Origin of the sequence: Nocardia elegans NBRC 108235 (genome assembly GCF_001612845.1) — a bacterium.
Classification (GTDB): domain Bacteria; phylum Actinomycetota; class Actinomycetes; order Mycobacteriales; family Mycobacteriaceae; genus Nocardia; species Nocardia nova.
Genome location: NZ_BDBF01000002.1, coordinates 108,149 through 133,126, shown reverse-complemented (window position 1 = coordinate 133,126; position 24,978 = coordinate 108,149). Strand labels below are relative to the sequence as shown.

The 24,978-nt window shown below is 68.2% G+C and carries 22 protein-coding genes and 1 tRNA gene; 13 read left to right on the top strand and 10 right to left on the bottom strand.

What is annotated here, in order from left to right:
* Window positions 1-18: 18 nt before the first annotated feature.
* Both NE2_RS02685 and NE2_RS02680 read right to left on the bottom strand, forming a co-directional pair.
* A complete protein-coding gene (locus NE2_RS02685; protein ID WP_063023561.1) occupies window positions 19-1,638 on the bottom strand; it encodes a peptide chain release factor 3 in 1,620 nt (539 codons plus the stop codon).
* Between the two features lie 137 nt (window positions 1,639-1,775).
* Window positions 1,776-2,156: a TetR-like C-terminal domain-containing protein gene (locus tag NE2_RS02680; RefSeq protein ID WP_063023559.1), complete on the bottom strand. Its 381-nt coding sequence runs from the start codon at window positions 2,154-2,156 to the stop codon at window positions 1,776-1,778.
* Between the two features lie 49 nt (window positions 2,157-2,205).
* On the opposite strand from NE2_RS02680, the gene NE2_RS02675 reads away from it, so the two are divergent.
* From NE2_RS02675 to NE2_RS02660, 4 genes are all read left to right on the top strand, one after another.
* Window positions 2,206-2,442, top strand: coding sequence for a lysophospholipid acyltransferase family protein (locus NE2_RS02675; protein WP_084493709.1), 237 nt, complete (start codon window positions 2,206-2,208; stop codon window positions 2,440-2,442).
* Between the two features lie 279 nt (window positions 2,443-2,721).
* Window positions 2,722-3,330 carry a 50S ribosomal protein L25/general stress protein Ctc gene (locus NE2_RS02670; RefSeq protein WP_063023558.1) on the top strand — a complete coding sequence of 203 codons (609 nt, stop codon included), beginning with the start codon at window positions 2,722-2,724 and terminating at the stop codon, window positions 3,328-3,330.
* 35 nt (window positions 3,331-3,365) lie between these two features.
* The gene (gene pth / locus NE2_RS02665; protein WP_063009329.1) at window positions 3,366-3,944 is read left to right on the top strand and encodes an aminoacyl-tRNA hydrolase; all 579 of its coding nucleotides are present in this window, start codon (window positions 3,366-3,368) and stop codon (window positions 3,942-3,944) included.
* Between the two features lie 25 nt (window positions 3,945-3,969).
* Complete coding sequence (locus NE2_RS02660) at window positions 3,970-5,076, top strand: ADP-ribosylglycohydrolase family protein (protein WP_063023557.1); 1,107 nt, start codon at window positions 3,970-3,972, stop codon at window positions 5,074-5,076.
* 3 nt (window positions 5,077-5,079) lie between these two features.
* Here NE2_RS02660 and NE2_RS02655 read toward each other — a convergent pair whose 3' ends face one another.
* The 3 genes from NE2_RS02655 to NE2_RS02645 all read right to left on the bottom strand — a co-directional run bounded on the left by NE2_RS02655 (window position 5,080) and on the right by NE2_RS02645 (window position 8,632).
* Window positions 5,080-6,726, bottom strand: coding sequence for a fatty acyl-AMP ligase (locus tag NE2_RS02655; RefSeq protein ID WP_063023555.1), 1,647 nt, complete (start codon window positions 6,724-6,726; stop codon window positions 5,080-5,082).
* Between the two features lie 148 nt (window positions 6,727-6,874).
* On the bottom strand, window positions 6,875-8,062 hold the full coding sequence (locus NE2_RS02650; protein WP_063023553.1) for an aminotransferase class V-fold PLP-dependent enzyme: 1,188 nt from the start codon (window positions 8,060-8,062) through the stop codon (window positions 6,875-6,877).
* A gap of 18 nt (window positions 8,063-8,080) precedes the next feature.
* Entirely contained in the window at window positions 8,081-8,632 is a 552-nt protein-coding gene (locus tag NE2_RS02645) for a TetR/AcrR family transcriptional regulator (protein ID WP_063023551.1), read from the bottom strand.
* A 142-nt stretch (window positions 8,633-8,774) separates the two neighbouring features.
* Here NE2_RS02645 and NE2_RS02640 point away from each other — a divergent pair, with 142 nt between their 5' ends.
* The 5 genes from NE2_RS02640 (at window position 8,775) to egtD (ending at window position 14,459) form a co-directional block, all read left to right on the top strand.
* Window positions 8,775-9,749 (top strand): zinc-binding dehydrogenase, encoded by a 975-nt coding sequence (locus NE2_RS02640; protein WP_063023549.1) that lies wholly within the window; start codon window positions 8,775-8,777, stop codon window positions 9,747-9,749.
* 202 nt (window positions 9,750-9,951) lie between these two features.
* Window positions 9,952-11,238 (top strand): ergothioneine biosynthesis glutamate--cysteine ligase EgtA, encoded by a 1,287-nt coding sequence (egtA, locus tag NE2_RS02635; RefSeq protein ID WP_063023547.1) that lies wholly within the window; start codon window positions 9,952-9,954, stop codon window positions 11,236-11,238.
* 70 nt (window positions 11,239-11,308) lie between these two features.
* A complete protein-coding gene (gene egtB, locus NE2_RS02630; RefSeq protein WP_063023545.1) occupies window positions 11,309-12,646 on the top strand; it encodes an ergothioneine biosynthesis protein EgtB in 1,338 nt (445 codons plus the stop codon).
* Window positions 12,646-13,491, top strand: a complete 846-nt coding sequence (gene egtC, locus NE2_RS02625) for an ergothioneine biosynthesis protein EgtC (protein ID WP_063023543.1) — start codon at window positions 12,646-12,648, stop codon at window positions 13,489-13,491. Before egtB ends, egtC begins: the two co-directional genes overlap by 1 nt.
* Window positions 13,488-14,459: an L-histidine N(alpha)-methyltransferase gene (gene egtD, locus NE2_RS02620; RefSeq protein WP_063023541.1), complete on the top strand. Its 972-nt coding sequence runs from the start codon at window positions 13,488-13,490 to the stop codon at window positions 14,457-14,459. Before egtC ends, egtD begins: the two co-directional genes overlap by 4 nt.
* Window positions 14,460-14,486: 27 nt before the next feature.
* Here the strand turns inward: egtD and NE2_RS02615 are convergent, their stop codons facing one another.
* From NE2_RS02615 to NE2_RS02595, 5 genes are all read right to left on the bottom strand, one after another.
* Entirely contained in the window at window positions 14,487-15,122 is a 636-nt protein-coding gene (locus NE2_RS02615; protein ID WP_063023539.1) for a DUF2461 domain-containing protein, read from the bottom strand.
* A gap of 61 nt (window positions 15,123-15,183) precedes the next feature.
* Entirely contained in the window at window positions 15,184-15,498 is a 315-nt protein-coding gene (locus tag NE2_RS02610) for a hypothetical protein (RefSeq protein ID WP_051043132.1), read from the bottom strand.
* Window positions 15,499-15,768: 270 nt separating this feature from the next.
* Window positions 15,769-16,749, bottom strand: a complete 981-nt coding sequence (locus NE2_RS02605) for a ribose-phosphate diphosphokinase (protein ID WP_030515237.1) — start codon at window positions 16,747-16,749, stop codon at window positions 15,769-15,771.
* Window positions 16,746-18,236, bottom strand: coding sequence for a bifunctional UDP-N-acetylglucosamine diphosphorylase/glucosamine-1-phosphate N-acetyltransferase GlmU (glmU, locus tag NE2_RS02600; RefSeq protein WP_063023537.1), 1,491 nt, complete (start codon window positions 18,234-18,236; stop codon window positions 16,746-16,748). The genes NE2_RS02605 and glmU overlap by 4 nt, the downstream gene beginning before the upstream one ends.
* Before the next feature lie 184 nt (window positions 18,237-18,420).
* Window positions 18,421-18,491 (bottom strand) — tRNA-Gln (locus NE2_RS02595).
* A gap of 351 nt (window positions 18,492-18,842) precedes the next feature.
* On the opposite strand from NE2_RS02595, the gene NE2_RS02590 reads away from it, so the two are divergent.
* From NE2_RS02590 to NE2_RS02575, 4 genes are all read left to right on the top strand, one after another.
* Window positions 18,843-19,457, top strand: a complete 615-nt coding sequence (locus NE2_RS02590; protein ID WP_063023535.1) for a TetR/AcrR family transcriptional regulator — start codon at window positions 18,843-18,845, stop codon at window positions 19,455-19,457.
* Between the two features lie 216 nt (window positions 19,458-19,673).
* Window positions 19,674-20,321, top strand: coding sequence for a TetR family transcriptional regulator (locus NE2_RS02585; RefSeq protein WP_040721767.1), 648 nt, complete (start codon window positions 19,674-19,676; stop codon window positions 20,319-20,321).
* 244 nt (window positions 20,322-20,565) lie between these two features.
* Window positions 20,566-24,180 carry a transcription-repair coupling factor gene (mfd, locus tag NE2_RS02580; protein WP_106958575.1) on the top strand — a complete coding sequence of 1,205 codons (3,615 nt, stop codon included), beginning with the start codon at window positions 20,566-20,568 and terminating at the stop codon, window positions 24,178-24,180.
* Window positions 24,181-24,275: 95 nt separating this feature from the next.
* Window positions 24,276-24,944 carry a nucleoside triphosphate pyrophosphohydrolase gene (locus tag NE2_RS02575; protein WP_084493741.1) on the top strand — a complete coding sequence of 223 codons (669 nt, stop codon included), beginning with the start codon at window positions 24,276-24,278 and terminating at the stop codon, window positions 24,942-24,944.
* Window positions 24,945-24,978: the final 34 nt, after the last annotated feature.

Here is a 24,978-nt window from a genome sequence, read left to right as displayed (position 1 = left end):
CGTGGTCCGACCACGCGGTCAGTCCGCGGTCGCGACGAGGGGTTCCAGCGTCAGCTCAGGCATTTCCTTCTCGATGTACTGCAGCCGCCACTTGTCGCTGAACAAGGCCAGGATCACGCCGTCGGTGCGGGTGAAGACCTCGACGCCGCGCTGGCGGTCCAGCTCCGGCGAGGAGGCGGCGTCGGTGCGCCGGGCCAGCTGATAGGGCAGGAAGTCCAGCTGCGTTTCGACGTTGAATTCGGCCTGCATGCGGGCGGTGACCACCTCGAACTGCATCGGGCCGACCGCCGCCAGCACAGGAGAGGCGTCGCCGCGCAGATCGTTGCGCAGCACCTGCACCACGCCCTCGGAGTCGAGCTGATCGATGGCCTTGCGGAACTGCTTGTACTTGCCGGCGCTACGCGCGCGCAGGGTGGCGAAATGTTCCGGCGCGAAGGACGGAATCGGCGGGAACTCCACCTTCTTGTCCACGAACAGCGTGTGCCCGGGGGCGAGGGCGGTCGCGTTGACCAGACCGACCACATCGCCGGGGTAGGCGGTGTCGACGGTGGCGCGTTCGCGGCCGAAGACGGTGAGCGCGTATTTGGTCGCGAACGGGCGTCCGGTCTGGGCGTGCGTGACGACCATGCCGCGCTCGAATTCTCCGGAAACGATGCGCATGAACGCCAGCCGGTCGCGATGCGCGGCGTCCATACCGGCCTGCACCTTGAAGACGACGGCGCTGAACGGGTCGGCCGGCTGCCGCGGTGCGCCGTCGACGTCGGCGCGCGGGCCGGGCGGCGGGGCCAGTGCCACCAGGGTGTCGAGCAGTTGGCGCACCCCGAAGTTCAGCATCGCCGAGGCGTAGATGACCGGTGAGGTCTGCCCGGCGAGGAACAGTTCCTGATCGTGGTCCTGGCCGGTGGCCGAGAGCAGCTCGCTCTCCTCGGCCGCGGTCTCCCACGGTTCACCCTCGCGGGCGGCGGCCTGCTCGGGCGAATACGACTCCTCCGGCGCGATGGTCGCGCCACCCGCGGTCCGGGTGAAGTGGATGTATTCGGTGGCGGCGCCCTCGGGACCGCGGCGCAGCAGGCCGCGGAAATCACCCGCGATGCCGACCGGCAGGAACAGCGGCGTGGGGGTCAGGCCGATCCGCTCGCTGATCTCGTCGAGCAGTTCCAGCGGTGCCCGGCCCGGGCGGTCCCACTTGTTGATCACGGTGATCACGGGGATGCCGCGGTGGCGGCAGACCTGGAACAGTTTGAGCGTCTGCGGCTCCAGGCCCTTGGCGGCATCGATGAGCATGACTGCGGCGTCGACGGCCGTCAGCACCCGGTAGGTGTCCTCGGAGAAATCGGAGTGGCCGGGCGTGTCGACCAGATTGATCACGCACTCGCCGTACTCGAACTGCAGCGCCGTCGAGCTGACGGAAATACCGCGCGCCTTCTCCATTTCCATCCAGTCGGAAACGGTGGATTTCCGCCCGGATTTTCCGTGGATGGCGCCGGCCTCGGAAATCATCTTCGCGTGCAGGGCCAGGGCCTCGGTGAGCGTCGATTTACCCGCGTCCGGATGGGAGATCACCGCGAAGGTGCGCCGCCGTTCCGCCTCCTGCGCCACCCGCCCGGATGTGGTCGTGCTGGCTGAGGGGGAATTCACCGATCGGCTCCTCTTCGCGGGACAGGGCAAAGCATCAGAATACGGGAACAGGCCCGTCCGGCCCGCGCCGGGCGGCGAGTGCCGTGGGGAAAGCCGCCGGTCAGGGCCGGTGTGCTGGGCATCCGGCAGGTGCCAGGTCAGTCGGCCAGGTGTTGGGCGACCGTTCGCAGCGCCAGCCGGTTCGGATCGATGCCCGGCGCGATCAGTTCCACGCTCCCATTCGCGACCAGCGTCGCGATGCCGTGCAGATTCGTCCACAGTCCGAAGGCACGTTCTTCCGCACGGTCCGGCACGCAACCGGCGACCAGATCCGCCCACGACCGATAGATCGGAATCGTCTTGCGGCGCAGGTTCTCTCCGGATCCCTGCAGCAGATCGTGGCGGAACATGGGGGTGAACATCTCGGGCCGCTGCGCCGCGAAGTCGATGTACTCACCCGCCATGCGGTCGATCCGCACCCGCGGAATCTCGTTGTCGTGCACCGCGAAACGCGCGCCGAGATCGGCGAACCCGCGCACCGCGACCGCGGCCAGCAGGGTCTACTCCATCGTCGAAGGGTGTGCGCATGTGGTACCGGTCGTGCCGGTGGCATTGAGCGGCACCGATCGGGTGAATCGGCGTGGGCGGCGGCTGCTGCGCTTCGGCAAGGTTCGCATCGTCTTCGGTGCGCCTCGCACTTTTCCGCCTGTCGATCGCGCAGCGGTGCGTACCGCCACCGACGAGCCCATGGTGGAATTGGCGATGCGTTCCGGCCGCCGCTACGTGGATTGCTACGCCGCGCACTTCCGCGCCGGATCCGCCTGAACCGGCCCGGACCGAGGATGGACCGGTGTCCGGTTCGGCGTGCAATACCGCATCGGGGTGCTGCGCGGAAGCGTTTTCCGCTACATGCTATTGTTCTCAGGTTGTCTCGGCGAGGGTGTCGCACCCAGTGCACACCGTGATCGACGCGGCTCGGCTTCCGGCCGTTGTCGTGCGGTCATCGCCCGACGAGCAGACCCTTTCGTCAGGGCCGTCCGAATCAGGACAGTACCTGGCCAGCACACCGTCCGCCCCGGAAAGCCGTAGGAGAGTATTTCAGTCATGTCCGACGTCAGCGTCCTCGCAGCTCAGACCCGCACCGAATTCGGCAAGGGCGCCGCGCGCCGCACCCGTCGCGACGGCAACGTTCCCGCCGTCCTGTACGGCCACGGCGAGGCGCCGAAGCACCTGGCGGTCAACGCCCAGGCCTTCGCCGCGATCCTGCGTGAGCACGGCACCAATGCCGTCCTGAACCTCGAGATCGACGGCAAGAAGCAGCTGGCCATGACCAAGTCGGTGGTCGTCCACCCGATTCGCCGCTACATCGAGCACGCCGACCTGCTGATCGTCAAGCGTGGCGAGAAGGTCGTCGTCGACGTGCCGGTCGCGCTGGCCGGCGATGCGGGCCCGGGCACCCTGGTCACCCAGGAGGCCACCACCGTGTCGATCGAGGTCGACGCGCTGAACGTGCCCGAGTCCATCGAGGTCTCGATCGAGGGCGCCGAGGCCGGCACCCAGATCACCGCCGGTCAGATCGAGCTGCCGAAGGGCGCTGCCCTGTCCGGTGACCCGGAGGCCCTGATCGTCAACATCATCGTCGCTCCGGCCGCCGAGGCCGTCGAGGGCGAGGGTGCGGGCGAGGCCGAGGGTGAGGTCGAGAGCGCCGAATAATTCGGTCGCTCAACGGATTTCGATGACGGAATCTGATGACGGAATCTACTGCCCCCGCGCTCGTGGTGGGCTTGGGTAATCCCGGGCCCGAATACGAGCGCACCAGGCACAATGCCGGTTTCCTGGTCGCCGATGTGCTCGCCGAGCGCATCGGCGGCCGGTTCACCGTGCACAAGAAGTCGGGCGCCGATCTGCTCGAGGCCCGGCTCGACGGGCGCAAGATACTGCTGGCCAAGCCGCGTACCTACATGAACCTGTCCGGCCGCCCCGTCGCGGCGCTGGCCCGGTTCTTCTCGGTTCCGCCCACCGAGGTCATCGTCGTGCACGACGAACTGGATCTGCCCTTCGGCAGCATCCGGCTCAAACGCGGCGGCGGCGAAGGCGGTCACAACGGGCTGCGTTCGATCTCGAATGCCCTGTCCACCAAGGACTATCTGCGGGTCCGGTTCGGTGTGGGCCGCCCGCCCGGCCGGCAGGATCCGGCCGATTTCGTACTCAAACCGTTCTCCGCGCCCGAACGTAAGGAGGTTCCGGTGCTGGTCGAACAGACCGCCGACGCGGTGGAGTTGCTGTTGCGGGTGGGGCTGGAAACCGCCCAGAACCAACTGCATTGAGTGATCTCTGCGAAGATCGGTGGCCGTGCAGGACTACACGACGATTTTCGATCGGTATCGGGGCACGCTACTGGGCGGGGCGGTCGGCGATGCGCTGGGCTGGCCGATCGAATTCCTGAAGCTGGAACAGATCCGGGATCGGTTCGGTCCCGACGGGCTCACCGGATTCGCCCCGGCGGCAGACGAATCCGCGCCCAGGCAGATCACCGACGACACCCAGATGACGCTGTTCACCGCCGAGGGGCTGTTGCGGTGCGCGCCGGGCGCGGATCCGGCGCCCGCTCTGCGCGGCGCCTATCTGCGCTGGCTGCGGACCCAACGCGAACACGCGCCCGACGCACGCCCCGACGGCTGGCTGGCGAGTCTGTCGTATCTGTACGCGGTGCGCGCACCGGGCAACGCGTGTATGGGCGGGCTGAACCGGCAGGCGCGGAGCTATCGCGAACCCCATCCCTTCGGCGTCCCGGGTCCGGTGAACGAGGACTCCAAGGGTTGCGGGACGGTCATGCGGTCCGCCCCGTTCGGATTGGCCGCCCTCGGACCCGAGGCCGCCTTCCAGGCGTCGGCGCGGTGTGCCCAGCTCACCCACGGCCATCCCACCGGATATCTGGCCGCCGGCGCCTTCGCCGCGCTGATCGACCGGCTCGTCAACGGCGCCGATCTGCGAACCGCGGTGCAGGACACCACGAGTCAGGTGGAGGCGGTCGCCGGCGGTGCGGAAACCGCCGCCGCCCTGCGCAAGGCCGTGGCCATTGCGGACGCGGGACCCGCCACCTCCGAAGGGGTCGAACAGGTCGGTGCGGGCTGGGTGGCCGAGGAATGCCTGGCCATCGGCGTCTACTGCGCGTTGGACGCCGAGCGGACCGGGGACCTGCGCCGCGCATTCCTGTTGTCGGTCAACCACTCCGGCGACTCCGACTCCACCGGTTCCGCGGCCGGCAACATCCTCGGAGCCCGTCACGGCCTCGACGCGCTACCGCTGGATTGGTGCGGTGCGGTCGAGGGCCGCGACGATCTGGCCCGCGTCGCCGACGATCTGGTCGCCGCCTTCGTGTACCGCGACCGGACCCCGCTCGGCGACCGCTATCCGCTGGACGCCTCGGAAGATCCGGTACCGCAGCAACTATCGTGACGATCAGTTCAGGTGCGCCGCGGTGGCCGAGCGGCGCAGCTTCCCCGAGGACGTCTTCGGCAGCGCTCCCGGGCCCAGGACGGTGACGCTGCGCGGGCGGGCGCCGACCGCGCTGAAGACCTCGTGCACGACCTCGTGCTCGATCCGGCGCACCACCTCGGGATCCTGGAAGTCGTTGCTCTCCACCACGACCGCGAAACTCTCGCGCTTCTGCCCGGCGTCCAGGCGCACCGCGACCGCGTTGCCCGGCCGCACGCCGGCGACGCGCAGTGCGGCGCGTTCGATATCGGTCGGGAAGATGTTGCGCCCGCCCATGATGATCACGTCCTTGATCCGGCCGCAGACCACCACCGAACCGTCCTCGGTCACATAGCCGATATCGCCGGTGTCGAGCCAGCCCTCGGCGTCGCGCGCGGGCCGGAAACCGTCGACGGTCACATAGCCCGCGGTGACCGCGGGTCCGCGCACCTCGAGCACACCCACGGTTCGGGTCGGCAACGGCCGGTGCTCGTCGTCGACCACCCGGATCTCCAGATTGTCCACCGGCCGGCCGAGCAGAGGCAGGCGGCGCAGATTGCCGTGGTGGGCCGGCGCGTCCGTCACCGGAATCGCCTTGCCGAGCGCTTCGAGCAGATCCGCGTCGACGAGGTCGACGACCTGCCCGACGCCCGGATCCGGAATCGACACCGCCAGTGTCGTTTCGGCCATGCCGTACACCGGTGTGAGCGCGGACGCGCTGAGCCCGAAGCGTTTCCCGGCCGCGGCCAGGGCCTCCATGGTGTCGGGATCGACCGGTTCGGCGCCGTTCCACATGTACCGGACACTGCTCAGATCCACGCTGCCGTCCTCGGCGCGCGCCAAGCGGCGGGTCAGCAGCGAATAGGCGAAATTGGGTGCGGCGGTGACCGTTCCGCGGTACTTCGAGATCAGTTCGGCCCACAGGATCGGCCGCCGCAGGAAGTCCATCGGCGTCACACAGACCACCTCGGCGCCCAATTGCATCGGCACGCTGAGGAATCCGACCATGCCCATATCGTGGAACAGCGGCAGCCAGCTGACCATCACGTCCTGATCGAGCTGGAACTTCACCCGGTCGAACATGGCGTAGGCGTTGACATAGAAGTTCTCGTGCGTGATCCGCACCGCCTTCGGCGATCCGGTGGAACCGGATGTCAACTGCTGCAGGGCGATATCGGATTCCTCGGTCGGCACCGGATCGGTATCGGATCCGGCGGCCAGGTCGTCGGTCAGGACCACCGTGATACCGCGTTCGGCCAGCAGCGGCGCCGCCACCTCGAACGGCGCGCCCAGCACCACCGCGCGGGCCTCGATCATCCGCAGCACCGTCTCGGTGTCGCGGGCCCACAATTGCAGATCCGTGCGCGGCGTCGGCTGATGCAGCATGGTGATCGACGCCCCGCGCATCCAGATCGCCTGGCAGGCCGGCGCGATATCGGCGGGCATACCCGCCAGCACACCGACGGCGTCGCCGTGCTCGATCCCGGCCGCCGCGAGCCCGCCCGCCATTCGTCGCGCGAGGCGGTGGATCTCGTCCCACCCCCGGCGTAGCGGCGCCTCCGGCTCCCCGGTGATCAGCCCCCGGCGGGAACGTTGTGCGGTCGCGAACATTTCCTCGGTGAACCGGCTCACCCTCGAACTCCCGTCTCCACCCGACCGGCGGTCGGCACATCTGCACTATCTCGGTGCGCGGGCGCGGCGTTAGCCGGCGCCGGAGCGTGATCGTTTCAGCGTCGCACTACGAATAACACGATGAAAATCGGAACTCGGTTCGGCCGCCTCAGCCCGCGAGGCGGTCGACGGCCTCGAGGAAGCGATCGAGCTCCTCGACGGTGACGAAGCAATGCGGCGAGGCACGCACGACGGACTCGAGCCGCCGCGCGGACATGTCGAGCAGCGTCGAGCTACGGTAGCTGACCGTCACCGTGATGTCTGCGGCACGCAGGCTCTCGCGCACCTCGTTCGGATCGACACCGTCGACGGTGAACGAGACGATGCCGGAATGTTCGGTTCCCAGGTCCCGCACCGTGACTCCCCGGATCGACGGCAGATTCTCGCGCAGATGCCGCGCCTTGGCGGCCACGTCGGCGAAAACGTTCTCCGGCCCCAGATCCAGTAGATACCGCACCGCCGCGCCGAGGCCCAGTCGCGCCGCCACGTCGCATTCCCAGAATTCGAAGCGGCTCGCGTCGGGAGCCACGCGGTACTCCTGGGGTCCGGTCCACGCGGCGCTGTGCAGATCGAGGCGGCTGGGTTCGAGTTCGCGGCAGACGTCGGGGTGGACGTAGAGGAAGCCGGTGCCGCGCGGGCCGCGCAACCACTTGCGGCCGGTGGCCGACATCGCGTCGACGCCCAGCTCCGCGACATCGATATCGATCTGACCGGCGGATTGGCAGGCGTCCAGCAGTACCAGCGCACCGACGCGATGGGCGATGCGGGTGGCCTCGGCAACCGGGTTGACCAGGCCGCCGTTGGTGGGAGCGTGCAGTAGCGAGACGATCTTCACGCGGTCGTCGAGCATGGCGTCGAGGGCCACCAGGTCGATCTGCCCGGTGTCGTCGCTGGGAATCGTCTCGACGGTCGCCCCCGCCACCCGCGCCCGCTGCAGGGCCGCGATCACATTGCTGGCGTAGTCCGAACCCGAGACCAGAATGCGATCGTCCGGCCGCAGCGGTACGGCGTAGAAGAAATCCGACCAGGAACGCGAGGCACTGTCGCTCAGGGCGATCGCCGCGGCGTCGGTGTTGATCAACGACGCGATCGCGGTCTTGACCGCCGCCAGATCGTCGAGCCGTTCCGAGGCGGCGCGATATCCGCCGATCTCGGCCTCCCGCCGCAGATGCGCGACGACGGTATCGACGACGACGCGCGGGGGTAGTGAGGACCCCGCGCTGTCGAGGAAGACCGGCGGCGGTCCGGCGGTGTCGTAGGCGGGGATATCGGCGCGCAGGCGGTCGCTATCGAGCACCCTGTCGACGGTAGGCCATCACCAACCACCGCTGCCGGACGCCGTCCCGAGAACGGCCCGGATCAGGCGCGCGGACTCCGCGGCCATCTGTTCCGGCGGACACGGCCGGCCGTTGTCGAGCCACCACACGATCGACTGGACGAACATCGCCCCGACGATGCCGGGCACGAAATCCGTCGCGGACTGTCCGGGGAGATGTGCACTGGACATGGCCGCGAGGGTGGTGCGCATGCGGTCGGTGAACCACGGACTTCCCTTGCGGCCCAGCAATGCCGCGTACAGGCGGTGATAGCGGTCGATATGGGCGAAGAAGCCGGCCCAGCGCTGTTCGGGCGAGCGCTCGGCGTCCGGATCGCCGGCGGTCATCTCCGCCATCGCCTCGTCGAAGATCTGCTCGACGAGTTCGTATTTGTCGCGATAGTTGCGGTAGAACGCGGCCCTGCTGACCATCGCGCGCGTGGTGAGTTCCCCGACCGTGATCCGGTCGAAGCCCCGCTCTTCGATCGCCTCGATCAACGCCTGCCGCAGAAGGGTGCGAGTGCGCACGACGCGCACGTTCTGCTGAGACATTTTCGGCTCCTTGTCTGTTTCGGGACAGATCCGCCGAGATGAATCTTGTCGTGACACGGGAAGTTTCGGAGGCTGGACAGTGTGTTCGGAACGAGACAGGTTGTCTCGCCGAAACCCTACCTGCGAAACGAGAGAAGATGCCATGCGTGCTGTACGGGTGACGGAGTTCGGCGATCCCGAGGTGCTGGTTCCGGCGGAAGCCGCGGAACCGGAACCCGCTGCCGGGCAGGTCCTGGTGGAGGTCGAACGGGCCGGTGTGGCCTTCGGCGACGTGATCGTGCGATCCGGCCGGTATCCGCTACCGCTGCCGTGGATCCCCGGGCTGGAGGTCGGCGGGCGGGTCGTCGGCCTCGGTGCCGGCGTCGATCCGGCGCTGCTCGGCCGGACGGTGGTGGCGACGACGGTCGGCCAGGCGGGCGGATACGCCGAACTGGCCCTGGCCCCGGCGGCATATACCTTCCCGGTACCGGACGGTCTGCATCCGGAGGTCGCGCTCACCGTGTTCCAATCCGGCGCGGTGGCGCGCGGCCTGCTCGCGGCGATGGCGGTGCGGCCCGCGGAGACGGTGCTGGTCACCGCGGCCGCGGGCCGGATCGGTTCGATGCTGGTACAGACCGCGAAGGCGGCGGGCGCGCGGGTGATCGGCGTGTCGAGTGCCGCGAAGACGGCCGCCGTCGCGGAATTCGGCGCCGATCACGCCTTGGATTACGGGTCCGGGGACTGGGCCGAGGGGGTGCGCGCGCTCACCGGCGGCCGGGGCGTGGACGTCGTGCTCGACGCGGTCGGCGGCGCGGTCGCCGCGCAGGCCCTCGCGGCGGCCGCCGACGGTGCGGGCCGGATCGGCCTGTACGGCTTCGCCTCCGGCGACTGGGCGGCCCTCGACGCCCTCGGCGTGGCCCGGCGGGGACTGACGGTGACCGGTGCGCTCGGCGTCGTCATCCGCAAGTCGGATGCCGAACAGCGGGCGGACGCCGAGCAGGCCCTCGCCGCGGCGGTGCGCGGTGAACTCGTGCCCCGGATCCACGCCCGGCTGCCGCTCGCGGCGGCCGCGGCCGCCCATCGGGAAGTGGAACAGCGGCGTTCGGTGGGGGCGGTGGTGCTGGTGGTACGGCCGTGACCGGCATGTTCACCATTTCGACGGATTTTGTGTCGGTGCGCGCGGCTACCCTGGTTCGAGCGACGGAAGAACCGGGCGCGGTCTCTCGTTGCACTGCTACACGCAATACCGGCACCCGGTCGATGCGGCACTGTCGCCGACATGGGCTCAGGGTGAGCGGAACGCGGTGGGTGATCCCCCGCAGGCTCGAGCGGAGGTTGGCATGGCGGTAACGGTAGACAAGGCGCCGGCCGGGTTGGGTGCCGGTTTGTCTTCGCGCGCCGCGGCGGAGGCATATGTGGGAGGTGTCTGTTTCAAACAGGGCCCACCCGCGTTGATCGGTGCCGAACTGGAGTGGCTCACCGCTCGCGGGGAGCTGTCGGCGCCGGATTCGCGTCCGCGTTTGTCGATACTCGCGGATGCGTTGGGTCCTTATGCCCCGCAGTCTATTTCGCCCGATTCGCCCGCCAAAGTACTTCCCGGTGGCAGCCGGATCACCATCGAACCCGGTGGTCAGATCGAACTGTCCAGCGCCCCCTTCGCCGATGCCGCGCAACTCTGCGCCCGGCTGCTCGAGGATTCTCGCTTTCTCTCCGGCCTGCTCGAAACCCGATCCATCCGAACGTATTCCGCCGCCGCCGATGCCGGCCGGCGGGCCCGCCGGGTGCTTCGCCTGCCGCGTTATCGCGCGATGGAACGGGCCTTCGCGGGCGTGGGCCCGTACGGCAAGCTGATGATGTGCAATACCGCCGCCACGCAGGTCAGCGTGGACGCGGGTGCCGATCCCGCCGAGATCGCGGCCCGCTGGAACGCGCTGTACGCGGTCGGCCCGGCCCTGGTGGCGGCGTTCGCCTGTTCGCCGAGTCTGCACGGGGCTCCCACCGGCGTTTGGGCGTCGCAGCGGATGCGCACCTGGCTGCGGCTCGATCACACCCGCACCCGGCCGCCGGTGCGGAGCTGGGCCGATCCGCTCACCGAGTACGGCCGCTGGGCGCTGGACACCCCGTTGCTCTGCGTGCGGCGTGGCCCGGCCGAGGCGGATTGGACGGCGCCGCCGGGCGCGACCTTCGCCGATTGGCTGTGCGGTGCGCTCGACGACGAGATCGGCCGCCGCCCGGAGGTCGAGGATCTCGACTACCACCTGACCACGGTCTTTCCCCCGGTGCGGGCGGCCGGACATCTCGAGGTCCGCTATCTGGACGCACAGCCGGGTGATCAGTGGTCGGTGCCGATCCACGTCGTCGACGCGCTGATGTCGGCGCCGGCGGTCGTCGCGGAGGCCACCGCGCTGGCCGAGCCGGTCGCCGACGAATGGGCCTCGGCCGCCCGCTGCGGCCTGGCCGATCCCGAGATCCGTTCCGTCGCAGTCGAATTGCTGAGTCTCGCCGCCGAACACGCCCGCAGCGACGAGGCGGCCGAGCAGGTGTGGGCCGCGGTGCGGCGATGTCGCAGCGGGCGCATTCCGGACGGGGAGGTTGCCCGCTGCGCACCCGCCGAGACGGCCGAATGAGTACGACCGGCGGCGCGCATCTCGCTGCGGTGCGACGAGGCCGCCGGGCACGACCCTTGGGAGAGCACTGATGACCGTTCACACCGGAACCGATCACGCCGCGACCGAGCGATTACGCACACAGATCGCGGAGGTCCTGACCCGCGCCCGCGCCCGCACGACGGTGCTGACCGAGGCGGTCGACGAGGCCGAGCTGGTTGCCCAGCATTCGCCGCTGATGAGCCCGCTGGTGTGGGATCTGGCGCATATCGGCAACCAGGAGGAACTGTGGCTGGTCCGCGATGTCGGCGGGCGTGAGCCGGTGCGGGCCGATATCGACCACCTCTACGACGCCTTCCGGCACGCCCGCGCCGACCGTCCGGCGCTGCCGCTGCTGGATCCGGTGCAGGCACGCGGATACGTGGGCACCGTGCGGGACAAGGTGCTCGACGTCCTGAATTCCAGTCCGCTGCGGGGAAACCGTCTGGTGGACAGGGGTTTCGCCTTCGGCATGATCGCCCAGCACGAGCAACAGCACGACGAGACCATGCTGGCCACCCATCAGCTGCGCGCGGGCGTCGCGGTGCTGACGGCCGCGCCCGCGCCGGCCGCGCGCGTCGCGGTCGGCGACGAAGTCGTCATTCCCGCAGGCGAATTCACCATGGGCACCTCGTCGGACCCGTGGGCACTCGACAACGAGCGTCCCGAACATCGCGTCCAGCTGCCCGGATTCGCGATCGACGCGGCGCCGGTGACGAATGCGCAGTATCTGGCGTTCATCGACGACGGCGGCTATCGGCGGCCCGAGCTGTGGTCGGAGCGTGGCTGGGCCCATCGCGTGGAGGCCGATCTGGCCGCACCTCAGTTCTGGGAGCGAGACAGCGACAATCGCTGGTGGCGACGAGTTTTCGGCACCCTGTCGCCGGTGCGCCCGCAGCAGCCGGTGGTGCACGTGTGCTGGTTCGAGGCCGAGGCCTACGCCAACTGGGCCGGGAAGCGATTGCCCACCGAGGCCGAATGGGAGAAGGCCGCGCGATTCGATCCGGCCACCGGGCGGTCGCGGCGATATCCGTGGGGCGACGCCGAACCCGACGAGACCACCGCCAATCTGGGGCAGCGCCATCTGGAACCGGCCGATGTCGGCGCGTACCCGGCCGGTGCGTCACCGTCCGGGGTGCATCAGTTGATCGGCGACGTCTGGGAGTGGACCGCCTCGGGTTTCGAGCCGTATCCCGGATTCGCCGCGTTCCCGTACCGCGAATATTCCGAGGTGTTCTTCGGCGGTGACTACCGCGTCCTGCGCGGCGGATCCTTCGGCACCGACCCGGTCGCCTGCCGCAGCACCTTCCGCAACTGGGACCACCCGATCCGCCGTCAGATCTTCTCCGGCTTCCGCCTCGCCCGCGACCTGCGACCGGACGAGCGCTGATGTGCCGACATCTCGGCTATCTGGGACCGCCGGCTCCGGTCGGTGAACTGCTCACCCGTGGCACGCATTCGCTGCGCACCCAGTCGTGGGCGCCCGACGATATGCGCCACGGGGGAACCGTCAACGCCGACGGTTTCGGAGTCGCGTGGTGGACCGGGGCAGGAACCGCGAGCCGCTATCGCAACCCCGCGCCGATCTGGACCGACCCCGCGGTCGAGGAGGTGCTGCCGCAGCTGTCCTCGCCCGCGGTGCTGGCCGCGGTGCGTTCGGCCACGGTCGGTATGCCGGTGGAGCGAACGGCCTGTGCTCCGTTCACCGACGGCGGATGGGCGTTCAGCCACAACGGCGTGATCCAGAACTGGCGCACGGCATTGCCCGCGGTGGCAACGCGATTCGGGTCGCCGGATCTGCTGGATGCCGAATCCGCGACCGATTCGGCCGCGCTCTGGGTGGTGCTGCGCGCCGCCTTGGACGGAATCGGCGCGATGTCCTCGACCTTCGCAGGCCGGAGCGCGTCCGACGCCCGGCTCCGGGCGGTCGCCGCCGCGATGTCGGCGACGGTTCGCGCCGTACTGGCGCAGGCGCCGAGCGCTCGGCTGAACCTGTTGCTCGGGGACGGCGAAACACTTTGGGCCACAACCGTTCACCATTCGCTGTCGGTGCTCGTCGCCGACGATTTCGCGGTGGTGTCCTCCGAACCGTACGACGACGACCCGCGCTGGCAGGCGATTACCGACCGGCAACTGCTGACGGTGCGGCCCGGCCTTCTCGTGGTCGAGCCGCTGGACGCGGCACAACCTGTTCTCTCCGCAGGACCTGATGAATCCGAAAGGGCCCGTACATGATCGAACCGACGCTGGACATCCACCTCACCGACGACGATCTCGACGCAGCCCTGCGATCGGACGCTCGGACCGGACTCACCACGAATCCGAAAACGCTGCCGCCGAAGTGGTTCTACGACGCGCGCGGCAGCGAACTGTTCGAAGCGATCACCGAACTGCCGGAGTACTACCCGACCCGCACCGAGCGCGCGTTACTGGAGCGGGTGGTCGGCGAGATCGCGCGCACCGCTCAGGCCGAGGTACTGGTGGAGCTGGGCGCCGGCTCGGCCGCCAAGACACGCCTGCTGCTCTCGGCGCTGTTGTCCGAGGGGCCGCTGAAGACCTATGTGCCGCAGGATGTGTCGGTGTCGGCGCTGCGCGGTGCCGCCGAGCAGATTAGCACCGAGTTCCCGAATCTCGCGGTGCACGGGGTGGTCAGCGATTTCACCCGAACCCTGCACAATCTTCCGCGCGGCGGTCGCCGCATGATCGCCTTCCTGGGCGGCACCATCGGCAATCTGGTCCCGCAGGAGCGGGCCGAATTCCTGGCCGGTATTCAGCAGGTGCTCGAGCCGGGTGAGCAACTGCTGCTGGGGGCCGGCCTGGTCACCGATCCGGTCGTGCTGGTGCCCGCCTACGACGACGCCGCGGGAGTGACGGCCGAATTCAACCGAAACGTTTTGCACGTGTTGAACTCTCGATTGCATGCCGACTTCGACCCGGACGCCTTCGCTCATATCGCCCACTGGGACGCGGAGAACGAATGGATCGAGATGCGGTTGGCGGCAACCCGGGATATGACGGTCACGGTCGCCGACCTCGACCTGGTCGTGGACTTCGCCCAGGGTGAGCAGATGCGCACCGAGATCTCGGCCAAGTTCCGCATCGACGGACTCGGCCGGGAGCTGGACAGCGCCGGATTCGCCACCGAACAGGTGTGGACGGATCCGGACGACCGATTCGCCCTGGTCCTCGCCGAACGACGCTGATCGCCCGGCGCGGGTTCTGCGCCGAGGTCAGTTGCCGACGACCGCGGCCAGCCACTCGACGACCGGCCGCAGATCTTCCCAGGCGGCTCGGACTTCGGTCGCGGCGCGCGGTGTTTCCAGCCAGGGCGGTGCGCCGAAGTCCTTGTGGATCACGAGGGATTTGTGGCGCAGCAGGTCGATGCGCGGATGGTCGGCGGGGAAACCCTTGGGACGGGTCTTCAGTTGCTCCCCGCCGATCACATAGCCGACTGCCGCCAAACCGGCCAGCAGTCCCTGCAATTCGTAGCCGCGCACCTCGTCGTCGATGGTGGTGCGCAGCCGCGCGAGCTGCTCGGGCGTGGGCGCGTACACCCCACCGGCCACATACAGCCCGGGCGCGCCGATCTGGACGTACCACCCCGCTCCCGGGGCGGTACGGACCACCGCGCCCTGATGGTCCTTGTAGGGCGCCTTGTTCTTGGAGAACCGCACGTCGCGATACGGCCGGAAGATCTTCGCCGGTCCGAAGTCGTTCTCCAGTTCCGTGGTGAGCGCGATCATCGGCGCCCGCACGGACTGTTCGTAGACGTGTTTGTTGGCGGTCCAGAAAGCCTTCGAGTTGTCGGCTTCCAAATCCTCGTAGAAGTCGAGCCCGGCGAACGGGAACCCCGCGAATCCGCTCATACCGCCAACTTAGCGATCGCCGCGGACATGTTCCGCGGCGCCCGCTCCGACCGGCCGCCGCTCAGTCGCCCGGCTCGTCGACCACCTCGATGGCGGCGACTTCGGCGGGCCGCTCGTCCTCGTCGCGCAATTCCTGACGATGCCGGCGGCGGGTCCATTCCTGGTCGAGTTCGCTGCGAATCCCCAGGCGGCCGTCGTCGTCGTTCTCGTGATACCTGATTTCCAGGTCGTCGGGCGGATCGTCGATGTAGCGCTGATATTCGCGGATCTCGTCGGCCTGTTCATCGTCACCGAGGTCGTAATCCAGGTCTTCGCGCTCGTCATCGCCCATCTCGAACACCTCGTCCATCAACGGGTAAGTGTCGTCGTCGGCCATCCGTCGCCTACCTCTCTCGCAGGCCCGGCACACCCTCAACATTCGCGGTGCACCCTACAACCAACGCTACCGCTGATCCCGAAAGAAGAGGAGAGAACAATCCCCAGAACAAATCAGTCGCCCCGACGGATAGTCACCCGACGGAACGACTGATTTCACAAGAACATGGGTAACTCCCCGGGCACGCCCAAAAACCGACACGCACCCAAGGCGAGACCGACTGCCAACGCAACCGCAACCCCACGGCACGCTGAATACGCGGAGAGGCGGTTAGGCGGAGCCGTTGAACAGGCCGGTGACCGACCCGTTCTCGAAGACCTCGCGGATCGTCCGCGCCAGCAGCGGGGCGATCGACAGCACGGTCAGCGAGGGGAACTTCTTGTCCTCGGTGATCGGCAGGGTGTTGGTGACGATGACCTCCTTGGCGCCGCAGGAGGCCAGGCGCTCCGCCGCAGGGGAGGACAGCACGCCGTGGGTGGCGGCGATGACCACATCGCCGGCCCCGGCCTCGCGCAGCACGCGCACGGCCTCGGCGATGGTGCCACCGGTGTCGATCATGTCGTCGATCAGGATGCAGGTGCGGCCCGCGACGTCACCGACGGGACGATGCGACTTGACCTGGTTCGGCACCAGCGGGTCGCGGGTCTTGTGGATGAACGCCACCGGCGCGCCACCGAGCGCGTCGGCCCACTTCTCGGCCACCTTCACGCGACCGGCGTCGGGGGAGACGATGGTGACGTTCTCGGTGCTGTAGTGGTTGCGCACGTACTCCGACAGCTGGACCAGCGCGTGCATGTGGTCGACCGGGCCGTCGAAGAAGCCCTGGATCTGATCGGTGTGCAGGTCGACGGTGATGATGCGGTCCGCGCCGGCGGTCTTGAGCAGATCGGCGACCAGGCGGGCGGAGATGGGCTCGCGGCCGCGGTGCTTCTTGTCCTGGCGGGCGTAGGGGTAGAACGGCAGGACGGCGGTGATCCGCTTGGCCGAACCGCGCTTGAGCGCATCGATCATGATGAGCTGTTCCATCAGCCACTGGTTCAGCGGAGCCGGAAAGCTTTGCAGCACAAAGGCATCCGAGCCGCGTACCGATTCTTCGAAGCGAACGAAGATCTCGCCGTTGGCGAACTCGCGGGCGGTTTGCGGCGTGATCGCGACGTCGAGTTCCTTCGCGACCTGCTCGGCCAGCTCGGGGTGAGCGCGCCCCGAGAACAGCATCAGGTTCTTCTGGTTATCGGTGGAGAACGCGGTCACTCTGTGTTGCCATCCTTTTGCTCGGTTGCCTGACTCGCTCTGTCATCGGCCGCGATCGCCTCCGCCGCCGCCTGCGCCGCGGCCGTCCCGGGACGATACCGCTGCACCCAGCCCTCAATGTTCTTCTGCGCTCCGCCGGACACCGCCAGCGCTCCCGGCGGAACGTTTCTACGCAGCACAGTACCCGCTGCCGAATATGCGCCATCGCCCACGGTCACCGGCGCCACGAACATCGTGTCGCTGCCCGTGCGCACATGCGAACCCACGACGGTGTGGTGTTTCTTCACCCCGTCGTAGTTGACGAACACGCTCGATGCGCCGATGTTGCTGTATTCGCCGATCGTGGCGTCGCCGACGTAGGTCAGATGCGGGACCTTCGAATGCGCGCCGATCGAGGCGTTCTTGGTCTCTACGAATGCGCCGATCTTGCCGGACTCACCGACGATCGTCCCCGGTCGCAAATAGGCAAACGGCCCGATTGTGGCGGCGGCGGCGATGGTCGCGCCCTCGCCGTGGGTCCGGACCACCTTCGCGCCCTCACCGACGAGCACATCGGTCAGGGTGGAATCGGGGCCGACCTCGGCATCCTCGCCGATCACGGTATTGCCGAGCAGTTGCACGCCGGGGCGCAGCACCGCGTCGCGGCCGATGCGCACACTCGCATCCACCCAGGTGGTGGCCGGATCGATGACGGTGACTCCGGCGCGCATATGGCGCTCGAGGATGTAGCGGTTCAGCGTGCGGGCGGCCTGAGCCATCTGCACCCGGTCGTTGACTCCGGTGACCTTGGCGGCGTCGACCAGACGCGCGCCGTGCACCGGATTACCGGCCTCGCGCGCCAGCTTCAGGACATCGGTCAGATACAGCTCGTGCTGGGCGTTGGCGGTCGTCAGGCGGCTGATCATCGTCCGCAGCACGGCGACGTCGAAAACGTAGACGCCGGAATTGACTTCGTTGATCGCCGCCTGCTCCGGCGTGGCATCGGCGTGTTCGACGATCTCGAGCACGCCGCCGTCGGCGTCGCGCACGATCCGGCCGTACCCGTTCGGATCCTCCGGAACGAAGGTCAAAACCGTGACCGCGGAACGCGGTTGATAACTGCGATGCTCGTCCAGCAGGGCCGAGAGGGTGTGCCCGTCGAGCAGCGGCACATCGGCGGAGGTCACCAGCAGGTCGCCGGTGAAGTCCGCGGGCAGCGCCGTCAGGGCGCACTGCACCGCGTGCCCGGTGCCCAGCTGCTGTTCCTGCACCGCGGAGGTGATCTCGCGACCCAGTTCTGCCGCAACGGAATTCACCGCGGCGCCGACCTGTTCGCGGTCGTGGCCGATCACCGTGATCAGGGCGGTGGGGTCGATCTCGTTCGCCGCGTGCAGGGCGTGCTCGAGCATGCTGCGCCCGGCGAGCGAATGCAGCACTTTCGGTGTCTTGGACCGCATTCGAGTTCCGGCACCGGCGGCGAGAACGACGACGGCGGTCTGCTGTGGCATGGATCTCCCTCGGCTGCCTGTCATCGTGCTGGTACGCGCTGTCTTTGCCTGCGCCGGACCTTCGCAGATCCGGTCTGCGGCGGGCCCGGCGGCTGGCCGTCCGCCCACACCCTAGTCCACCCGGGCCCGGGCCCCGGCTCGGGGCTTCACTCGATATTCACGCAGGTCACAGCCCCATCGCCAGCTCCGCCGCCAGGACTCGAACCTGAACTAACTGAACCAAAATCAGTGGTGCTGCCATTACACTACGGCGGATCGTCGCACCGATGAACCCTGCGGGTCCACCGCTACGCACGGCATGCGCGCAATATCCTCGCACGTTTCCCCGCATCTCCGCGAATTGCGGGCAGATTTTCCCGCGCGTGGTCGCGGGTCTGCGAGATGGCCCGGTCGCGGTCGGGTAAATTTGCACAACGCAACATCTGATTTCGAAAGCACATGGGTAACTCGTCGGGCACGCCCTGACCGCAGGTACGCTGCCGACCGCCGGTCCGGCTGAGAAATCTCCAGGTACCTACGACCGGCAAGATTCCCGGAGAGGCGGGGGAGAGAGGCGGGGGAGCAGCGATGACTTCCGGTGATGCGGCGCGGGCGCCGCGCCCGCGGATGACCGGAACGCAGCGGCGCCAGCAGTTGATCGAGATCGGACGGGCGCTGTTCGCCGAACGCGGATACGACGCCACCTCCATCGAGGAGATCGCCCAGCGCGCTCAAGTCTCCAAACCCGTTGTGTACGAACACTTCGGCGGTAAGGAAGGGCTCTACGCGGTCGTCGTCGACCGCGAGATGTCGACGCTGCTGGACATGATCACCTCGTCGCTGACCCAGAACCGCTCCCGCGTCCGGCTGGAACAGGTCGCCCTGGCGCTGCTGACCTATATCGAGGAGCGCACCGACGGTTTCCGGATCCTGATGCGCGATCAGCCCGCCTCGGCCGCCGCCGGCACCTATTCCAGCCTGCTGAACGAGGCGGTCAATCAGGTCGCGCACATCCTCGCCGGCGATTTCGAACGCCGCGGCTTCGACACCAGTCTCGCCACCCTCTACGCGCAAGCCCTGGTCGGCATGGTCGCCACCGCGGCCACCTGGTGGCTCGACGAGCGGCAGCCGTCCAAAGAGGTGGTCGCCGCGCATCTGGTCAACCTGTGCTGGAACGGGCTCACCCACCTCGAGGCCGATCCGCAGCTGGCCTCCGAATGGCCGAGCGCGACACCCGGCTGACCGGCGGTGGCGATGCCGGGGGGTAATAGGGGACCGAACTGGACGGTTAGCCCATTGTTTGCGAAGGAGACTGGTCTTAATGCTCGATTCCGCTGGCGACGGCCGGTCGGATGGTACGGTTCACCCATCCTTCAAGTGCTGTTCGAGCTGTGATGTCGGTCAACTTCGGGATATCGGTCTACTTCAGGATGGCTGGTTTGAGGACAGGCGGATCTGATGGCTAGGCAAGCGCGTGCGGAAATCACCCGCGATTCGGTGCTGGCAGGCGCGGCCGACGTCTTTCTGCGACTCGGTTACGCGAATGCGAGCCTCAGCGAGATCATCTCGCAATCCAACGTCACCAAGGGCGCACTGTACTTCCACTTCGGATCCAAGGAAGAACTCGCGCGCGCCGTAGTCGACCAGGGCAACGAACGACTGCGCGGCGCCTGCCAGGGCTTCTTCGACCCGCGCGTGCCCGCGCTCGAAGCCGCCATCGGCATCACCTACGTCGTCGCCGACCTCACCATGAACGATCCGATGGTGGGCGCGATGCTCAAACTGACGCACCAGATCGGCGACTATCGCGGCGCCTCGGGCGAGAACATCACCAAGACCTGGGGTGAAACCCAGATACTGCTCGCCGAGCGGGCCATCGCCCAGGGCGACCTCAAACCCGACCTCGACCCCGAAACCATCGGCCTTCTCCTGCAGGAGATGACCGCCGGAGTCCACATCACCGCCGTCGGCACCGAATCCATCGACCAGATGGCGGTGCGCATGGAACGCATGTGGTACTTCCTGCTGCCCTCGATCGTGCCGGACGAGAAGGTGGCGTACTTCCGGGAATTCGCGGCGCGGAGGCTGCGTCGCTACGTGCCGTAATCGGTCGCGACGTCAGACGACGGTACCTGTGAACGCCGGAGCCCACATTTGCGAGATGTGCGCCCGAGTGGTTCTCGGCCGCCTCGATTTTGGACTGACGGAGCGAGGGAGCGCAGCGACTGAGCGGAGGAGGGAAAAACGAGGCCTGAGGGCCGAGAACCCCGCCGGAGCGAAGCGGAGGCCGAAAACATAGACTCGGTTGGTCGCTCTGAAATCGCCGATCTGTGCAGCGGGAGTTTCTTTCATGCCGAGCCATCGCCCACCTCTTGCGGGACTGGCCGAGGTGGCCGGTGCCGATGCCGCGCTGAGCCAGGTTCGGGAGTTGATCGGGCGCTCCTCGGTGCAACTGGTCGCGCCGTCGGCGATCCGGCCGTTCGTGGCGGCGACCGTCGCGGCCGCGCGGCCGCTGGTGGTGGTGACCGCTACCGGGCGGGAGGCCGACGATCTGACCGTCGAGCTGAGCGAGATCATCGGCGATCGGGTCGCGCTGTTCCCGTCCTGGGAGACGCTGCCGCACGAACGATTGTCGCCCAGCGCCGATACCGTGGGCCGGCGGTTGCAGGTGCTGCGGCGGCTGGCGCATCCGGAGGATCCGGGCCATCCGGAACCGCTGCAGGTGGTGGTGACCACGGTCCGGTCGCTCATGCAGCCGATGGCCCCCGGACTGGGCGAGATCGAACCCATCGTGCTGCGCGTCGGCGCCGAATTCGATTTCGACGAATTGACCACGCGGCTCGTCGAATTCGCCTACGAGCGCGCCGATATGGTCGGCAAGCGTGGCGAATTCGCGGTCCGCGGCGGCATTCTCGACATCTTCCCGCCCACCGCCGATCACCCGGTGCGCGTGGAATTCTGGGGCGACGAGATCAGTGAACTGCGCGCGTTCTCGGTCGCCGATCAGCGTTCGCTCACCGAGGTCGAGGTGGATCTCGTTGTGGCGCAGCCCTGCCGGGAACTGTTGCTGACCGAGGACCTGCGCGAGTCCGCGGCGAAGGTGGCCGCGGACAACCCGGCCGACGCGGCGCTGGTCGAAATGCTGGAGAAGCTGGCGCAGGGCATCCCCGTGGAGGGCATGGAGGCGCTGCTGCCGGTGCTGCGGCCGGGCGAGCTCCAGTTGCTCACCGATGTGGTGCCGACGCAGTCGCATGTGCTGCTGTGCGATCCGGAGAAGATCCGCACCCGCGCCGCCGATCTGGTCCGCACCGGACAGGAATTCCTCGAGGCGTCGTGGACGGCCGCCTCCTTCGGCGGTTCGGCCCCGTTGGGCGCGCACGGTCTGGATCTGGCGTCCTCGGCGTATCGCGGCCTGGATGTCGTGCGGGCCGGTGCCGAGTCGCGCGGATTGCCGTGGTGGACGCTGAGCCCGCTGGCCGCAGACGATCCCGCGGAGATCGTGCTGCCGGTGCTGTCGGCCCCGGCGGCGCGCGGCTCGGAGGAACTGGTCGCGACCGTCTTCGCCTCGCTACGCGCGCACGTGACCACCGGTGGGTGCGCGGTGATCGTGGTCGCGGGACACGGTACGGCGCAACGCATTCAGGAACGTCTCGCCGATGCCGAGGTTCCGGCCGCGGCGCTCGAGCCGGGCGCCGAACCGGTGCGCGGGCTGGTCGGTGTGCTGTGCGGTTCGCTGCACGACGGCATCGTGTTCGACGACGCGAAACTGGTCGTCATCGCCGAATCCGATCTGACCGGCAACCGCGTCACCGCGCCCGGCGAGGGGAAGAAGCTCCCCGCCCGCCGTCGCAATCAGGTCGATCCGCTGGCGTTGAGTTCCGGCGATATGGTCGTGCACGATCAGCACGGCATCGGCCGGTTCGTGGAGATGATCGAACGCACCGTCGGCGGCGCGCGGCGCGAATACCTGGTGATCGAATACGCGCCCAGCAAGCGCGGCCAGCCCGGCGACCGGTTGTACGTCCCGATGGACTCGCTGGATCAGCTCTCCCGCTACGTGGGCGGGGAGATGCCGAGTCTGTCCAAACTCGGCGGATCCGACTGGGCGAATACGAAACGCAAGGCGCGCAAGGCCGTTCGCGAGATCGCCACCGAACTCGTGCAGTTGTACGCCGCGCGGCAGGCCGCGCCCGGCCACGCGTTCGCCCCCGATACGCCGTGGCAGCAGGAGATGGAGGACGCGTTCGCGTTCACCGAGACCCACGACCAGCTCACCGCTATCGCCGAGGTGAAGGCCGATATGGAGCGCCCGGTCCCGATGGACCGGGTGATCTGCGGCGACGTCGGCTACGGCAAGACCGAGATCGCGGTGCGCGCGGCGTTCAAGGCCGTTCAGGACGGTAAGCAGGTCGCCGTACTGGTGCCGACAACGCTGCTGGCACAGCAACATCTGCAGACCTTCACCGAACGCGTCGCCGGATTCCCGGTCACGGTGAAGGGCCTGTCCCGCTTCACCGATCCGGCGGAATCGCGCGAGGTGATCGACGGTATGGCCACCGGTGAGGTCGACATCGTGGTCGGCACGCACCGGCTGCTGCAGACCGGTCTGCGGTGGAAGGAACTCGGCCTCGTGATCATCGACGAGGAGCAGCGGTTCGGCGTCGAGCACAAGGAACACATCAAGGCGCTGCGCACCCACGTCGACGTGCTGACCATGTCGGCCACGCCGATTCCGCGCACCCTGGAGATGAGCCTGGCCGGGATTCGCGAGATGTCGACCATCCTCACCCCGCCCGAGGAGCGCCACCCCGTCCTCACCTACGTCGGCGGCTACAACGACAAACAGGTGGCCGCTGCCGTGCGCCGCGAACTGCTGCGCGACGGCCAGGTCTTCTACGTGCACAACCGCGTCTCCTCGATCGACAAGGCCGCCAAGCGAATTCGCGATCTGGTGCCCGAGGCGCGGGTCGCGGTGGCACACGGCCAGATGAACGAGGACACGCTGGAGAAGACCGTGCAGGGCTTCTGGGAGCGCGAGTTCGACGTGCTGGTGTGCACCACGATCATCGAAACCGGTCTGGACATCTCCAACGCCAATACGCTGATCGTCGAACGGGCCGACACCCTGGGACTTTCGCAGCTGCACCAGCTGCGCGGCCGGGTCGGGCGCAGCCGGGAACGCGGATACGCCTACTTCCTGTACCCGGCCGAGAAGCCGCTCACCGAAATGGCGTACGACCGCCTGGCCACCATCTCGCAGAACTCCGATCTCGGCGCGGGTATGGCCGTGGCGATGAAGGACCTCGAAATCCGCGGCGCCGGAAACGTTCTCGGCGCCGAACAGTCCGGACATGTCGCAGGGGTCGGCTTCGATCTCTACGTGCGCCTGGTCGGTGAGGCGGTGGAGGCCTATCGCGCCGCCGCCGACGGCCGGCCGATCACGACCGAGGAAGAGGTCAAGGAGGTGCGGATCGACCTGCCGGTGGATGCGCACATTCCGCCCGACTACATCGCCAGCGACCGGCTACGGCTGGAGGCCTACCGCAAACTTGCTGCGGCACAGGACGATTCGGCGCTCGCGGCCGTGGTGGAGGAGCTCGTCGACCGGTACGGCCCGCTGCCGGTGGAGGTCGGCCGGTTGGTGTCGGTCGCCAAGTTGCGACTGCTGTGCCGCGAGTACGGCATCCAGGAGGTCGGTGTCACGGGCACCACGTTGAAGGTGTCGCCGCTGCAGCTGCCCGATTCGAAGCAGATGCGGCTCAAGCGGCTGTATCCGAGTGCGAACTACCGGCCCACCACGGGCATCGTGCAGTTGCCGCTGCCGCGGGTGGAGGACAGCGTCGGCGCGGCGCGGGTGCGTGATGTGCAGTTGTTGCAGTTCGTCGCCGATCTGCTGCTGGCGCTCGACGGCAAGCCGAAGGGCATGGTCGACCTCGCGATGGGCGCGGAGGTCGCGGTCGGGTGAGCGAGGACCAGGGCGAGCGCCCGTCGGGCGGAACCGGCGACGCCGCGGCTGATTCCGCACGGGTCGCGCACGGCCTGACCGAGGCGGTCGAGGTCATGGACCGGCTGTGGGATTTCGGTGGTTGGGAGGTCACCCAGACCCACGACTCGCTGCGGCCGTATCTGCTGGAGGAGACCTACGAACTCCTCGACGCCATCCAGCACGGCGACGCCGAGACCATCAAGGAGGAACTCGGCGATCTGCTGCTGCAGGTGCTGTTCCATTCCCGGATCGCGCAGGCCGCAGGCGAATTCACGGTCGACGATGTGGCCGCGGCGTTGGTCGCGAAACTGGTGCACCGCAGTCCGCATCTGTCGGATCCGGTCGTGGACGCCGGTGCGGATGTGGCCGCGAAGGTCGCCGCCCAGGAAAGGGCCTGGGAGGAACGTAAACTCACCGAGAAGGCGCGCCGCTCCTGCCTGGACGGGATCGCGATGGCGCAACCCGCGCTGGCGCTGGCGGAGAAGGTTCGCTCGCGCAGCGCGAAGGCGGGATTACCCGAGGATCTGGTCCCGGAGGAGCTGCGGACGATTCATCTGGGCGGACCCGAAAGTGCCGAGGAGCGGCTCCGCAAGGCCACGTTGGACTTCGCGGCGCGAATCCGGGCCGCCGAGGACGCGGCCGAGCGGACCCGCGGCGTACGCGGGCCGCTGCGTCCCGACGAGTGGCGCGCCCACTGGGAAACCTTCGCCGACTCGCTGGGGGACCGGCAGCGCCACGGGTGAGATCGCGGCGGCGCTGCTCGTTCGTGTCGGGTGG